This window comes from Terrabacter sp. Soil810, assembly GCF_001429645.1.
In the GTDB taxonomy this organism is placed as follows: domain Bacteria; phylum Actinomycetota; class Actinomycetes; order Actinomycetales; family Dermatophilaceae; genus Terrabacter.
On the sequence record NZ_LMSW01000014.1, the window covers coordinates 184,979 to 198,680 of the forward strand.

13 protein-coding genes are annotated in these 13,702 nt (G+C 71.7%); 8 read left to right on the forward strand and 5 right to left on the reverse strand.

What is annotated here, in order from left to right:
* Positions 1-52 precede the first annotated feature (52 nt).
* Genes yidD through rpmH form a run of 3 tightly spaced genes read right to left on the reverse strand, consistent with a single transcriptional unit; the run spans position 53 to position 930 of the window.
* On the reverse strand, positions 53-427 hold the full coding sequence (gene yidD / locus ASG96_RS19205) for a membrane protein insertion efficiency factor YidD (RefSeq protein ID WP_056754130.1): 375 nt from the start codon (positions 425-427) through the stop codon (positions 53-55).
* Positions 424-774: a ribonuclease P protein component gene (gene rnpA / locus ASG96_RS19210; RefSeq protein WP_057588997.1), complete on the reverse strand. Its 351-nt coding sequence runs from the start codon at positions 772-774 to the stop codon at positions 424-426. Before rnpA ends, yidD begins: the two co-directional genes overlap by 4 nt.
* Before the next feature lie 18 nt (positions 775-792).
* A complete protein-coding gene (gene rpmH / locus ASG96_RS19215) occupies positions 793-930 on the reverse strand; it encodes a 50S ribosomal protein L34 (RefSeq protein WP_020141619.1) in 138 nt (45 codons plus the stop codon).
* A 541-nt stretch (positions 931-1,471) separates the two neighbouring features.
* On the opposite strand from rpmH, the gene dnaA reads away from it, so the two are divergent.
* Positions 1,472-3,109: a chromosomal replication initiator protein DnaA gene (gene dnaA / locus ASG96_RS19220; RefSeq protein ID WP_056750173.1), complete on the forward strand. Its 1,638-nt coding sequence runs from the start codon at positions 1,472-1,474 to the stop codon at positions 3,107-3,109.
* A 48-nt stretch (positions 3,110-3,157) separates the two neighbouring features.
* Here the strand turns inward: dnaA and ASG96_RS19225 are convergent, their stop codons facing one another.
* Positions 3,158-4,144: an NAD-dependent epimerase/dehydratase family protein gene (locus ASG96_RS19225; protein WP_057588998.1), complete on the reverse strand. Its 987-nt coding sequence runs from the start codon at positions 4,142-4,144 to the stop codon at positions 3,158-3,160.
* Positions 4,145-4,262: 118 nt separating this feature from the next.
* Here ASG96_RS19225 and ASG96_RS19230 point away from each other — a divergent pair, with 118 nt between their 5' ends.
* The 5 genes from ASG96_RS19230 to ASG96_RS19250 all read left to right on the forward strand — a co-directional run bounded on the left by ASG96_RS19230 (position 4,263) and on the right by ASG96_RS19250 (position 9,921).
* Positions 4,263-5,015 carry a TetR/AcrR family transcriptional regulator gene (locus tag ASG96_RS19230; protein WP_082591896.1) on the forward strand — a complete coding sequence of 251 codons (753 nt, stop codon included), beginning with the start codon at positions 4,263-4,265 and terminating at the stop codon, positions 5,013-5,015.
* Positions 5,016-5,678: 663 nt separating this feature from the next.
* Positions 5,679-6,806, forward strand: coding sequence for a DNA polymerase III subunit beta (gene dnaN / locus ASG96_RS19235; protein WP_057588999.1), 1,128 nt, complete (start codon positions 5,679-5,681; stop codon positions 6,804-6,806).
* A 101-nt stretch (positions 6,807-6,907) separates the two neighbouring features.
* Complete coding sequence (gnd, locus tag ASG96_RS19240; protein WP_057589000.1) at positions 6,908-8,044, forward strand: phosphogluconate dehydrogenase (NAD(+)-dependent, decarboxylating); 1,137 nt, start codon at positions 6,908-6,910, stop codon at positions 8,042-8,044.
* Between the two features lie 19 nt (positions 8,045-8,063).
* Positions 8,064-9,365: a DNA replication/repair protein RecF gene (gene recF / locus ASG96_RS19245; RefSeq protein WP_057589001.1), complete on the forward strand. Its 1,302-nt coding sequence runs from the start codon at positions 8,064-8,066 to the stop codon at positions 9,363-9,365.
* Positions 9,358-9,921 (forward strand): DUF721 domain-containing protein, encoded by a 564-nt coding sequence (locus ASG96_RS19250; protein ID WP_057589002.1) that lies wholly within the window; start codon positions 9,358-9,360, stop codon positions 9,919-9,921. Before recF ends, ASG96_RS19250 begins: the two co-directional genes overlap by 8 nt.
* Before the next feature lie 27 nt (positions 9,922-9,948).
* Here the strand turns inward: ASG96_RS19250 and ASG96_RS19255 are convergent, their stop codons facing one another.
* Positions 9,949-10,470, reverse strand: a complete 522-nt coding sequence (locus tag ASG96_RS19255) for a hypothetical protein (protein WP_056750153.1) — start codon at positions 10,468-10,470, stop codon at positions 9,949-9,951.
* 60 nt (positions 10,471-10,530) lie between these two features.
* Between ASG96_RS19255 and ASG96_RS19260 the strand changes: the two genes are divergently transcribed.
* Both ASG96_RS19260 and ASG96_RS19265 read left to right on the forward strand, forming a co-directional pair.
* Positions 10,531-12,006 (forward strand): protealysin inhibitor emfourin, encoded by a 1,476-nt coding sequence (locus tag ASG96_RS19260; RefSeq protein WP_056750149.1) that lies wholly within the window; start codon positions 10,531-10,533, stop codon positions 12,004-12,006.
* Between the two features lie 236 nt (positions 12,007-12,242).
* The gene (locus ASG96_RS19265; RefSeq protein WP_057589003.1) at positions 12,243-13,664 is read left to right on the forward strand and encodes a M4 family metallopeptidase; all 1,422 of its coding nucleotides are present in this window, start codon (positions 12,243-12,245) and stop codon (positions 13,662-13,664) included.
* The last annotated feature ends 38 nt before the right edge of the window (positions 13,665-13,702 follow it).

Consider the following 13,702-nt stretch of genomic DNA (forward strand, 5'->3'; position numbering starts at 1 on the left):
GTTCGAGGTGTCTGGGCCACTCACCACTGATCGGCAACCTTATGCCGGTTGGTCAGGTCGTGGGTTCCCGGTGTGGGACTCCGTGCTGTGCGTGCTCGTCGTGCTCGTGGTCGTGCGTGTGGTCGTCCTCGGCCGGGTCGGAGCCGGCGGGACGGAAGTCCTCGGGCCGCACGTCGTTGCGCGTGGCCCATGTCATCGGAACGGGGTCGACCCCGCCCGGGTTCCACGGGTGGCAGCGGCCGAGCCGGCGGATCGCGAGCCAACCACCACGAACCGGGCCGAACCGGGTGAGCGCGGTGACGGCATACGCCGAGCAGCTCGGGTAGAAGCGGCAGCTGGGGCCGGAGAGCGGGGAGATGAAGCGCTGGTAGAGCTTCACCGCGAGCACCAGGGGTGTCGCGAGCACCTGGTTCAGGCTGGTGCTCATGGCCGGCACGCCTTGTCGAGCTGGCGCCCGACCGCGAGGTCGAGCTCGTCCCAGGTGACCTCGGCCGCCGCCGGGTTCGCCCGCACGACGAGGTCGAGCCCAGCAGGTATGCCGGTCAGCCGGGTCGCGACGCTGGCGCGCAGGCGCCGTTTGGTGCGGTTGCGCACGACGGCGTTGCCGACGGCCTTGGACACAACAAAACCGACGCGCGGCGGAAGTTCCGCACGCGCATCGGTCCGGTTGGCATGCACGACGATGAGTCGCCCGCCTGCTCTGCTGGCGCCGGGCCCGCGTACTGCCGCCGTGAAGTCCGTCCGCTCACGCAGTCGGTGACGTGCCGGCAGCACGCCGCGGCCTCCGGCTGCTCAGGCCGAGAGCTCGGCGCGGCCCTTGCTGCGGCGGCGGGCGAGGATGGCGCGGCCGGCGCGGGTGCGCATGCGCAGGCGGAAGCCGTGCGTCTTGGCGCGGCGACGGTTGTTCGGCTGGAAGGTGCGCTTGCTCACGAGGTTCTCCGTAGGTTGCAGGGGCCCGTCCGACGTCACGACGACGCCGGCCCGGCTCCCGTTGTGGGGCTTGTGGTGGCCGGTGCGACCGCAATCGGCAAGCCCGTGGAGGGCCGAGGTGGTCCGGCTGAGCCGGTCTCGGGGCCATGGGCATGCGAAAGAGGTCGCAGACACGCTCGGTCAACGATACGGGAGCCCGCGAACGAGGGTCAAACCGACGGAGGGCGCCCGGGTGACCGGGTCAAAACCCACGATCCTCGAAGGTCCGGCAGCGATTGCAAGGCGACACGCCGCCGAACGCGCAGATTGTCGGCGACTCGATTGTCACGAGCGCGCCTGCGGCGGTAGGTTTTCGACTCTCACGATCCTCGCCACCCCATGCACAGGCTGTGGACAAACGTGTGGACAACAGGGCATCGTTCACCAGGACACGGACGGTCCCAGGACGTCCGACCCGGCGGGCTCGAGCCGTTGCTCGTGCCGAACCGAGCCGGGAACGCAACAGGTGCAACGGAATTGACTCAGGGGCAGGTGGGATCAGGTGGCCGATACAGGCGTCGATTACGCGCAGATCTGGCAGCAGACGCTCGGCACCCTCGACTCGGTGGGCCTGTCGAACCAGGAGCGCGCCTTCGTCCGGCTGTGCCGGCTCGTCGGCGTGCTCGACCAGACGGCCCTCGTGCGCGCCCCCAACACGTTCACCAAGGACTTCCTCGAGCAGCGCGTCCGTGAGCAGATCCACGAGGCCCTCGCCAGCCAGCTCGGCCATCCGGTCCAGCTCGCCGTGTCGGTCGACGAGAGCCTCGAGACCGACCTCGGCATGATCAGCGACGAGCCGAGCGGCCAGGTCCACGACGGTGCGCGCGGCGGCCAGGGCGTCATTCAGGGCGGCGGGTCCAGCTCGGCTCCCGGCAACGGCTCCGGTCTCGTCGGCGGTCACCAGAACGGCGGCTACGGCCAGGCGGCGCACAACCCGCTGCGTGACCTGGCCGAGAGTGCCCCGGCGCTCAACGGTGCCGACCTCGACGAGCCGCGCCAGCCGGCCTACGACGTCCAGACGCGGATGGAGCTCGGCCCCGACCCGCTGAGCGCGGGCGAGAGCGGGCCGCTCCGCCTGCAGCAGCGCCCCGAGCCCAGCTCCCCCGGCGACACCCGCCTCAACCCGAAGTACACCTTCGACACCTTCGTCATCGGCGCGAGCAACCGCTTCGCCCACGCGGCTGCGGTCGCGGTCGCCGAGGCCCCGGCCAAGGCGTACAACCCGCTCTTCGTCTACGGCGAGTCGGGGCTGGGCAAGACGCACCTGCTCCACGCGATCGGCCACTACGCCCGCACGATGTTCCCCAACGTGCGCGTGCGCTACGTGAACTCCGAGGAGTTCACCAACGACTTCATCAACAGCATCCGTGACGACAAGGCGAGCGCGTTCCAGAACCGCTACCGCAGCGTCGACGTGCTGCTCATCGACGACATCCAGTTCCTTCAGGGCAAGCTGCAGACCCAGGAGGAGTTCTTCCACACCTTCAACACCCTGCACAACGCGAACAAGCAGATCGTCATCACGAGCGACCTGCCGCCGCGTGAGCTCTCGGGCTTCGAGGACCGGATGCGCACGCGCTTCGAGTCGGGCCTGCTGACCGACGTCCAGCCGCCCGACCTCGAGACCCGCATCGCGATCCTGCGCAAGAAGGCGATCCAGGACCGCATGAAGGTCCCCGACGACGTCCTCGAGTACATCGCGACGAACTTCAGCACCAACATCCGCGAGCTCGAGGGCGCGCTCATCCGCGTCACGGCGTTCAGCAACCTCAACCGCCAGGCGGTCGACCTGCCGCTCGCGGTCATCGTGCTCAAGGACGTGCTGCCCAACGAGACGCCCAACCAGGTGACGGCAGCGACGATCATGGCGGTCACGGCCGCCTACTACGCGGTGACGCTCGAGGACCTCTGCGGCTCGAGCCGCTCGCGCCAGCTCGTGACGGCCCGCCAGATCGCGATGTACCTGTGTCGCGAGATGACCGACCTGAGCCTGCCCAAGATCGGCCAGCACTTCGGCGGCCGCGACCACACGACCGTCATGCACGCGGACCGCAAGATCCGTGAGCTGATGGGTGAGCGCCGTGCCATCTACAACCAGGTCACCGAGCTGACCAACCGGATCCGCCAGCAGTCGCACTGACGCCCGCCGGCGCGGCCCGAGGGCGTATGCCGTCGGGCCGGGTCCGCGTCAGGCCGCAGTGCCCGCTCGGGCGGGTGTCGTGGTGCGCCGTGCGGCGATGGTCGCCACCAGGGCCTCGTCCCACGGAGTGGGCCTGAGGTCGAAGGTGCGCTGCGTCAGCTCGGAGTCGAGCACGAACGGCCGCTCGAACTGGTGCCTGGTCTCGCGGAGCTCGCGCATGAAGGGGACGACGAGCCCGGCTGCGGTCCCGAGCGAACGGGGCAGCACGCGTACCCGCCGCTGCTTGACGCCCGCGAGCCGCGCGACGTCGGTGGCGGCCTCGTCGAACGTGCGGGCGGGTGCGGTCGGCACGTGCCACGCACGTCCCCAGCCGTCGTCGCCCGCGGCCACCCTGGCCGCGAGGCGGCCGACGTCGGGGACGTAGGTCCACGAGTGGGGCGCGTCGGCCCGACCGGCAGGGACGACGGGCGGCCGGCCGGCGAGCAGCGCGTCGATGACGACGTCGTTCAGGTAGCTCGTGCGTGGCGTCGTGCCGGGCCCGAAGTAGTCGCTCGAGCGCAGCTCGGTGACGCGCACGTGCCCGCGCTCGTGGCGGGCCAGGGCCTCGGTCCACATGTCGGCCCGGATGCGGCCCTTGTGACCGGTCGGGCGCATCGGGTCGTCCTCGTGCATCGGGGCCGCGACCTCGCCGTAGCCGTAGAGGTTGCCGATGATGACGAGCCCGGCGCCGCTGGCCTCGGCGGCGGCGAGCGTGGCGGCCGCGACGGGCGGCCAGTCGGTGTCCCACGTCGTGTAGCTCGGCGGGTTGACGGCGTTGACGATGCTCGCCGCGCCACGTGCGAGGGCGGTGACGGCGGCGCTGTCACCGGCGTCGACGGCGACGATCTCGACGGCGTCGGGGTGCGTGGCAGCCCAGGGCTGCTCGGTGACGCGCCCCGAACGCGAGGCGAGGGTGACGGTGTGGCCGAGCGCCACGAGCGCCGAGGTGGTCGAGCGGCCGACGCCTCCGGCGCCGAGGACGAGGTGGTGGGTCATGTCTGCTCCTTCGAGGTCAAGGTGTGAGCACCGCTCACGTTTCGAGCATCGCACCGGGGCTGGCGTAAAGCAAGAGCACCGCTCACATTTGTTGGTGAACTGTGGCAGGCTCGAAGGCATGGACCCGCTCACCGCCTCCCCGGATCCCGACGCGACCGCCGCCCCGCTGGGCAAGCGGGCGCGCAACCGGCTCGCCGTCGAGGCGGACATCCTGCGCGTGGCGCGAGAGCACCTGGCCACCGACGGGGCGGCGGCGTTGAGCCTGCGGGCCGTCGCGCGCGACCTCGGGATGGTCTCCTCGGGGATCTATCGCTACGTCGAGAGCCGCGACGAGCTGCTCACCCGCCTCATCGTCGACTCGTACTGGTCGCTGGCCACGGCCGTCCGCACGGCCCACGACGCCACCCCCGTCGACGACCTCGAGGGGCGGTGGGACGCGATCGGTCGAGCGCTGCGGGCCTGGGCGGTCGGGCATCCTCACGACTTCGCCCTGATCTACGGCTCGCCCGTCCCGGACTACGAGGCGCCGGCCGAACGCACCGAGGAGCCGGGCACGGCCGTCCTCGTCCTGCTCGTCGCACTGCTCGACGACGTCCGGCGGGCGGGACGGCTCACCGCCCCGGACCGGCTCGGTCTCGTCGCAGTGCACGCCGAGGCCGGGGTGGGTGCCCTGCTCGAGGCGCCGATGTTCGCCGCGACAGAGCTCGACGCCGTCACCCTGACCCAGGGGCTGGCCGCCTGGACCCTCCTCCTCGGCTCCGTGACGAGCGAGGTCTTCGCCCAGCTCGGGCCGGTCCCGGACGGCCGGGCGCTCTTCGAGTGCCTCCTCGCAGCGTCGAGACGGTGCGTCATCGCGCCCGCCGGTGACTAGTCGCCACCCTCGTCACGGTCCGACGGTCCCCGGCCACACGGCATACGTCCACATTCATCCACAGAGTTGTCCACACCTGTGTGCACAGCGTGACCTCTCCGTGACCCAACGGGCACAGACGCGCAGGAGCCCGGGCCAGGGAGAGTTGTCCACCGTCTGTGGACAACTCTGTGGAAGTGGATGCCGTCCCCATGCACAGGTGACTAGTCATCAATCCGTCCAAATCGGACATATGGCAACCCCTCTTCCACACGCCTCTGTGGAAACGTGTGGATGACCGTCGAATAGCTGCGGACAACCCATGGCCTACCTGTGAGGACGATGTGCACGGCCGAAATCGGTCCACAGCACCAGGCCACCGCGTCCGGTACGAGCCCACACGTCGTGCACACCCCGATCGGCGCGCTGACCAGCCTCGACGCGAGTTGTCCACAGGATCCACAGCACCTATGACTATGACGAGATCCCAGTCATAGAGGGGAGCCCCGACAACGAGGGTCAGGTCAGGACACCGGCGCCGGTCGCGGGAGGGCCCACGGATCCCACGGGGAAGGGAGGTGTGTCTTCGCCGCCCCCGCGATTCGGGGAGTGTCTGTGGTGCCAGTCACCGGCAGGCACTAGTGTCTGATCCCCAATGTCCTTCCCCGTCGAAGTGAGTGCACCGTGAAGTTTCGGGTTGAGCGAGACGTCCTGGCCGAGGCCGTGACCTGGGTGGCCCGCGGGCTCCCGGCGCGCCCGCCGGTTCCCGTGCTCGCTGGCGTGCTCGTCGACGCGAACGAGGACGGCACGCTGACGCTGTCCGCGTTCGACTACGAGGTGTCCGCGCGCATCACCGTCCCGGCCGACGTCGCCGAGGCCGGTCAGGTGCTCGTGCTCGGTCGGCTGCTCGCCGACATCTCGCGCAACCTGCCCAACAAGCCGATCGACGTCAGCACCGACGGCACCAAGGTCAACGTCGCGTGCGGGTCGTCGCGCTTCGCGCTCCGCGAGATGCCGGTGGCCGACTACCCGACGCTCCCCGCGTCGCCCGAGACGAGCGGCACCATCGCCGGCGACGTCTTCACCCAGGCGGTCGCGCAGGTCTCGATCGCCGCCGACAAGGGCGACACCCTGCCGATCCTCACGGGCGTGCGCATGGAGATCGACGGCGACAAGGTCACGCTGCTCGCGACCGACCGCTACCGCCTCGCGATGCGCGAGCTGACCTGGAGCCCGGCGGCCACCGACGCCAGCCACCTCGCGCTGATCCCGGCCCGCCAGCTCTCCGACACGGCGCGAGCCCTGGGGGCATCCGGCTCGGTCGAGCTCGCGCTCGGTCAGGGCGGCGACGGCCTCATCGGTTTCGAGGCCGGGCAGCGACGCGCCACGACGCGGCTGCTCGACGGCGAGTACCCCAAGGTCACCTCGATCTTCCCGACCTCCGTCGACACCGAGGCGATCGTCGAGACCGCGGCGCTCGAGGAGGCGGTCAAGCGCGTCGCGCTCGTCGCCGAGCGCAACACCCCGGTGCTGCTGAAGTTCACCGAGGGCCAGGTCGCCATCGAGGCCGGCACCGGAGACGACGCCCAGGCGTCCGAGGCCGTCGAGGCGACGCTCAACGGCCCCGAGATCCAGATCGCGTTCAACCCGCAGTTCCTCCTCGATGGCCTGCACGCCGTCGGCACCGCGTGGAGCCGGCTGTCCTTCACCCAGCCGAGCCGCCCGGCCGTGCTGACCGGCCAGGCCGAGGCCGACTCCGAGTCCGACACCAGCTACCGCTACGTCCTGATGCCGGTGCGTTTCGCCAGCTGACGGGGCACCCCTCGTCCCCTGAGGCGCCGCGCTGGGTACGCGTAGCCTCGAACGCGTCACCGGTTCCGCCCCGCACGCTCCCCCGCAGAAAGGCACGCGACATGCAGCTCGGTCTCATCGGTCTCGGCAAGATGGGCGGCAACATGCGCGAGCGGTTGCGCCGCGCGGGCCACGAGGTGGTCGGCTTCGACCGCAACCCCGACGTCGCGGACGTGCGCACCCTCCCGGCTCTCGTCAAGGCCCTCGACGCGCCCCGCGTCGTGTGGGTCATGGTGCCGGCCGGCGACCCGACCCGTGAGACCGTCGCCAAGCTCGCCGAGCTGCTCGAGCCGGGCGACCTCGTCATCGACGGCGGCAACTCCCGCTTCACCGACGACTTCGAGAACGCCAAGCTCCTCGGCGACAAGAAGATCGGCTACGTCGACTGCGGCGTGAGCGGTGGCGTCTGGGGCCTCGAGAACGGCTACGGCCTCATGTGCGGCGGCGACAAGAAGTGGGTCGCCAAGGCGATGCCGATCTTCGACGCGCTGCGACCCGAGGGCCCGCGCGACGAGGGCTTCGTCCACGCCGGCAAGGTCGGCGCCGGGCACTACACGAAGATGGTCCACAACGGCATCGAGTACGGCCTCATGGCGGCGTATGCCGAGGGCTACGAGCTGCTCGAGAAGAAGGACATCGTCACCGACGTCCCCGGCGCCTTCAAGGCGTGGAGCCGAGGCACCGTCGTCCGGTCCTGGCTGCTCGACCTCATGGTCGACGCGCTCGAGGAGAACCCGCACCTCGACGACGTGTCCGACTACACCAACGACTCCGGCGAGGGCCGCTGGACCGTCGAGGAGGCCATCGCCCTCTCGGTGCCGATGCCGGTCATCTCCGCCTCGCTCTTCGCCCGCTTCGCCTCGCGCCAGTCGAGCTCGCCGACGATGCAGGCCGTCGCGGCGCTGCGCGGCCAGTTCGGTGGGCACGAGGTCATGACGATCGCCGAGGGCGAGAAGCTGCGCCAGGGCGACGTGCCCCCGGCACCGGCCAAGAAGGCCGCCGCCACGAAGGGCGCGTCGCGCCGGGCGGCGACGAAGCAGGCGAGCAAGCGCGCGTCGGCGACGGCCTCGAAGGCCAATGTCGGCGCCGCCAAGAAGGCTGCCGCGTCGGGTCGGGCCTCGTCCACGACGGCCACCGACATGGCCGACACCGCGCGCGGCCAGAAGCGCGCGGCGAAGAAGACCGCCACGAAGGCCTGAGCAGAGCGCCGCACCCTCCTTGCACGTCCGTCACCTGACCCTCAAGGACTTCCGCAGCTACACGAGCGCCGAGCTCGCGCTGACGCCGGGGGTCACCACGCTCGTGGGCCTGAACGGGCAGGGCAAGACGAACCTCGTCGAGGCGGTCGGCTACCTCGCGACGCTCGGGTCGCACCGGGTGGCGACGGACCAGCCGCTCGTGCGGTTCGGGGCAGCGCAGGCGATCGTGCGCGGGGCCATCGTGCGCGACGAGCGCGAGACGATGGTCGAGCTCGAGATCACGCCGGGTCGGGCCAACCGGGCCCGGCTCGGGCGCTCCCCAGTCTCGCGGCCCCGGGACGTGCTCGGCACGGTGCGCACGGTGCTCTTCGCGCCCGAGGACCTCGCGCTCGTCAAGGGCGACCCGTCGGAGCGGCGCCGCTTCCTCGACGAGCTGCTCGTCCAGCGCCAGCCGCGGTGGTCGGGCGTCCGGTCCGACTACGACAAGATCCTCAAGCAGCGCAACGCCCTGCTGAAGTCTGCGGCGCCCGTGCTGCGCAAGGGTCCCCGACGCCAGCCGCGCCCGCCACGCGACGGCGACCAGCCGCTCGACGAGGCGCGCGAGCCGGCCCTGCACACCCTCGACGTGTGGAACGACCACCTGGCCACGGTCGGGTCCCAGCTGCTCTATGCCCGTCTGCGGCTGCTGCGCGACCTCGCCCCAGACCTGTCCGAGTGCTACGACGCGGTGAGCGCGGCCTCGTCGAACGCCCGCGCCACCTACAGGAGCTCGCTCCACGAGGACCTCGCCCGACGACTCGCGGCAGGCGAGGTGCCCGAGATCGACGAGCTGCGCGCCGGCATGCTCGACACCCTCGAGCAGGTGCGCTCCAACGAGATCGAGCGCGGCATCTCCCTCGTCGGGCCGCACCGCGACGACCTGGTGCTCTCGCTCGGTGAGCTGCCCGCAAAGGGCTATGCCAGCCACGGCGAGTCGTGGAGCTTCGCGCTGGGACTCAAGCTCGCGGCATACCGCCTCCTGCGGCGCGACCTCGGGGACGACCCGGTGCTCGTGCTCGACGACGTCTTCGCCGAGCTCGACTCGGGGCGGCGCGAGCGGCTCGCGGCGCTCGTCGCCGACTGCGAGCAGGTGCTCATCACGGCCGCGGTCGGCGCGGACGTGCCCGACGTGCTCCGTGAGAACGGAACGACGTATGCCGTCGTGCTCGGTCAGGTGCAGGCGGCGGACTCCCCAACGGCCCCCGCCGAAGCCGCGGTCGAGGATGATGCGGTCGTGGACGACGCGGCCGTCGAGGTTGCGGGCGAGGACGACGATGAGTGACGAGACCCCCGAGGTCGAGGGCGAGGAGCCTCCCGAGCCCACCGACGAGGACACCCGGATCGCCGACGCGGCGGCCTCGGCGCTGGCCCGGGCCCGGGCGGGAGCGGCCGACAAGGGCCTGCGCCCGGGGATGCGGCCGAAGAAGCGGCGCCGTCCGATCGGCCAGGCGCCCGTGCTGTCCGGCTCGGCGCGCGACGGCCGCGACCCGGCCCTGCTCGGCGACCAGCTCGACCGGCTGCTCCTCGACCGTGGTTGGAAGGTGGACGTCGCGGTCGGTTCGGTGATGGGCCGCTGGCCCGAGATCGTGGGTCCCGACATCGCCGCGCACGTCGAGCCTCAGACCTTCGTCGACGGCATCCTCACCGTGCGCGCGGACTCGACGGCCTGGGCCACGCAGATGCGCCTGCTCGCGTCGTCGCTGCTCGCCCGGATCGACGAGGAGATCGGGGCGGGTGCCGTCAGCGAGCTCAAGGTCGTCGGTCCGAGCGCGCCGTCGTGGAACCGCGGCCCGCGCCGCTCCCCCGACTCGCGGGGACCGCGCGACACCTACGGCTGACCGGCGCCGTGGCCGGCTCGGCCGCGCTCAGACGCCGGAGAGGCCGATGACGACCACGGTGGCGACGAGCAGGACCGTGCCGGCGATGATGATCCACCCCAGCGCGAGCGGGACGCGGCGGGAACGCCCCGGGTCCGCGACCCCGGCGTCAGGCTCGGTCTCGGGGTCCTCGTGGTGGTGGTCGTCGTTGCCGACCGCGTCGGGGTCAGCGTCCGGCGCGACCTCCGGGACCACGGTCGGTGGGGTGCTCTCCCCCGGCTGCATCCGGACAGCGGCCGCGGGATCGCCGCGGAGCGCGGAGCCGACAGCGTCGGCGATCGAGGTGAGCACCTGGGACACGACGGGCGGCAGCGGCGCGCCGTCCGGACCGGTGACGACGGTGCGCCGCGTGACCGCGCTGCCCGAGCTGCTCGCCCGCGACAGGTCGAGGGAGTCGAGTCGTCCGTCGGGTCCCGGGTCGACGCCCGCGGCGAGGAGCTGTGCGCGCACGTCCTCGGGCAGCTCGTCCCACGAGCCGTACTCGCGGCCCCCGACGTTGATCCTGATCACCCAGCGAACTGTAGGGCCGCTCGGAGGGCGTGTGTCGGTGTTCCGACGCAGACTGTTCGCATGACCTCGACGCAGCCCTCGACCGACCCTCGGACGCCGCTCTGCACCATCGTCCCGCCCTACATGCTCGAGGCGATGGCGGCCAGTGACGAGCCGGCCCTGGCCGCGCACGCCCGCGAGGCCCTGCGCCACGACGAGGACCTGCGCTCCACCCGCCGCACGCCCACGGCCCGGCCGACCACGCGCCGTGCCCCGCGCCGTGAGGACGTCACCACCCCGGGGGCCCACGGCACGGGTCCGCACCGCACCATCTCCGACGCTGCGGGTGCCCAGACGACGCCCGGCACGACCGTGCGCACCGAGGGCGCGGCCGCGACCGGCGACGTCGCGGTCAACGAGGCCTACGACGGACTCGGCGCGACCTGGGAGCTGTGGTCGACGGCGTACGACCGTGACTCGCTCGACGGCAAGGGGATGCCGCTGCTCGCGACGGTCCACTACGGCCGCAACTACGACAACGCGTTCTGGGACGGCTCGCAGATGGTGTTCGGCGACGGCGACGGCGTCGTCTTCGAGCGGTTCACGCAGAGCCTCGACGTCATCGGGCACGAGCTCGCGCACGGCGTCACCGAGCACACGGCCGGGCTGCTCTACCAAGGTCAGTCCGGAGCGCTCAACGAGTCGATCTCCGACGTCTTCGGGGTCCTCGTCAAGCAGAAGACGCTGGGACAGAGCGCGGCGCAGGCCGACTGGCTCGTCGGTGCCGAGCTGCTCAACAGCTCGGTCCAGGGCCGGGCGCTGCGCGACATGCGCAACCCCGGCACGGCCTACGACGACCCGCGCCTCGGCAGGGACCCGCAGCCCGCTCACATGGACGGCTACGTCGACACGCAGGACGACAACGGTGGCGTCCACATCAACTCCGGCATCCCCAACCGCGCCTTCGTGCTGGCGGCCGACGCGATCGGCGGCAACGCCTGGGAGGGCCCGGGGGCGATCTGGTATGCCGTCGTGTCGGGTGCCGGCATCAAGGCCGACTGCGACTTCGCGACCTTCGCCGACCTCACGGTCGCTGCCGCCGCGAGCGCGCACGGTGACGGCTCCGCCGAGCAGAAGGCCGTGCGCTCGGCCTGGGAGCAGGTCGGGGTGCTCGGAGCGTCCCCGGCCGCACCGGCCGCTGGGGCCGACGGCGCCGACGGCTCGGTCCCGGCGCCCAGCCCGAGCGGGCCCCGCGGGGGTCAGGCACCCGGCGCCGACGCGCAGCTGCTGCTGCGGCGCACCGGCGGCTTCGCCGGTCAGGTCCGCGAGCGGCGGCTTGCCCTCGGCGAGCTGCCCGAACGGGACGCCAAGGACTGGCAGCACCTGCTGGCCGCGCCGACGCTCCAGCGCATCGCCGCCTCGACCGAGCGCACCCACCCCGACGCCTACATCTACTCCGTCGTGTGCGACGAGGCCGGGTGCGACGTGACGCTCCAGGAGCCGCACCTGCCCGAGGCGATCCACTCCCTCTTCGAGCGCACCCTCGCCGAGTACTGAGGCGTCGGCGGCTCGGCGCCCCGCACCCCCGGCGCCCGCGCCCTCGGCGCCCCGCGCTCGGGGTCCTTGTGTCGGGGTCGTCCCGGTGCGGCTGCCGGGCCTGCCGAAACGAGGGGAAGTCTTTACGAATCCTTGCCGGACGCGAGGGTCCCGTGCGTGGTTGCCTGTGTCGTCGCCACCATCACGGCGCCACCACCACGTCGCCCTCACCGCGTCGTCACCCCGAAAGGTTCGACATGCGTCGCATGCCTCTCATCGCCACCGCCTCGGTCGTCGCCGCGGTCGGCGCGCTCCTCTCGACGGCCGCCACCGGTTCGGCCGCCGCGCCCCTCTCCTCGGCGGCGGTCGCCTCGGTGCCCGCGGACCTCACGCTCGTCCAGGTGCGCCAGAGCCTGCTCGGCTCGCACAGCTGGTACGCCCAGACCTACCGCGGTGTCCCGGTGCTAGGCGGCTTCTACGCCGTCCACTCGACGGGGGCGTCCGCGTCGGTCGACGACGGGCGTCGTGTCGTCACCGGCCTCACCTCGGTCTCGCCGGGTGTCGCGCGCTCGTCGGCCGCCACCGCGGCCAAGGGCCACGGCAACGCCCGCAGCAGCCGGCTCGTCGTCGTGCCCGGCGCCGCCGGTGCGAGCGCGACCCTCGCGTGGCAGGTCACGACCGACCAGGACAAGCAGGTTCTCGTCGACGCGAGCAGCGGACGGGTCACCCGGGTCACCGACGAGCGGGTGCTCGCGAACGGCTCCGGCAAGGTCTTCGACCCCAACCCCGTCGTCGCCCTGCAGAACGAGTCGCTCAAGGACGCGAACAACGCCGACTCGGCCGTCCCGGCCTCGGCCTACACGACGGTGACGCTCGCCAACCTCGACGGCTCCGGCTACCTCAAGGGCAGCTGGGCCAACGTCACGAATAGCAAGAAGGGCAAGAACGCCGGCGCCTTCTCGTCGTCGCTGGCCTTCGCCTACACCCGCAGCGACACGCGGTTCGAGCAGGTCAACAGCTACTACGCCGTGGACCGGGTCCAGACCTACATCCAGGGCCTCGGCTTCGCCGACGTCAACCACGAGGCGCAGGACCTCAGCATCAACACGACGACGCAGGACAACTCCTGGTACACCCCGAGCCAGGACACCATCACGGTCGGCACCGGCGGCGTCGACGACGGCGAGGACCAGGAGGTCGTGTGGCACGAGTACGGCCACGCGGTCCAGGACGACCAGGTGCCCGGCTTCGGCAGCGGCTCCGACGCGGGCGCCATCGGCGAGGGCTTCGGTGACTACCTCGCGGCCACGATGTCGCAGGGCAGCTCGGCCGACACGGCCACCACGCCGTGGGCCTGCGTCATGGACTGGGACTCGACGTCCTACACGTCGACGACGCCGCACTGCATCCGTCGGCTCGACACGACCAAGACCGTGGCCAACCGCACCGGTGAGGTGCACGCCGACGGCGAGATCTGGAGCCACGCACTCTGGGACGTCAACAAGGCCTTCGGCCGCGACAAGGCGACCCGGATCATCCTCGAGGCGCAGTTCTCCTACGCCCCGACGACGACGTGGGCCGCTGCGGCCCAGAAGACCGTCGACGCCGCCACGGCGCTCTACGGCTCGACCGACGCCGCCACCGTGCGCGCCGCCTTCCAGGCCCGCGGCATCCTCTGAGCCGCCGCGCCTCGGGGCGCTGATCGCGTATGCCGGGA

Excerpts from the sequence above, each read along its gene's own strand:
- yidD (WP_056754130.1), bottom strand. The coding sequence starts at position 427 with ATGAGCACCAGCCTGAACCAGGTGCTCGCGACACCCCTGGTGCTCGCG.
- ASG96_RS19265 (WP_057589003.1), top strand. The coding sequence starts at position 12,243 with ATGCGTCGCATGCCTCTCATCGCCACCGCCTCGGTCGTCGCCGCGGTC.
- ASG96_RS19260 (WP_056750149.1), top strand. The coding sequence starts at position 10,531 with ATGACCTCGACGCAGCCCTCGACCGACCCTCGGACGCCGCTCTGCACC.
- ASG96_RS19225 (WP_057588998.1), bottom strand. The coding sequence starts at position 4,144 with ATGACCCACCACCTCGTCCTCGGCGCCGGAGGCGTCGGCCGCTCGACC.
- ASG96_RS19250 (WP_057589002.1), top strand. The coding sequence starts at position 9,358 with ATGAGTGACGAGACCCCCGAGGTCGAGGGCGAGGAGCCTCCCGAGCCC.
- gnd (WP_057589000.1), top strand. The coding sequence starts at position 6,908 with ATGCAGCTCGGTCTCATCGGTCTCGGCAAGATGGGCGGCAACATGCGC.
- ASG96_RS19230 (WP_082591896.1), top strand. The coding sequence starts at position 4,263 with ATGGACCCGCTCACCGCCTCCCCGGATCCCGACGCGACCGCCGCCCCG.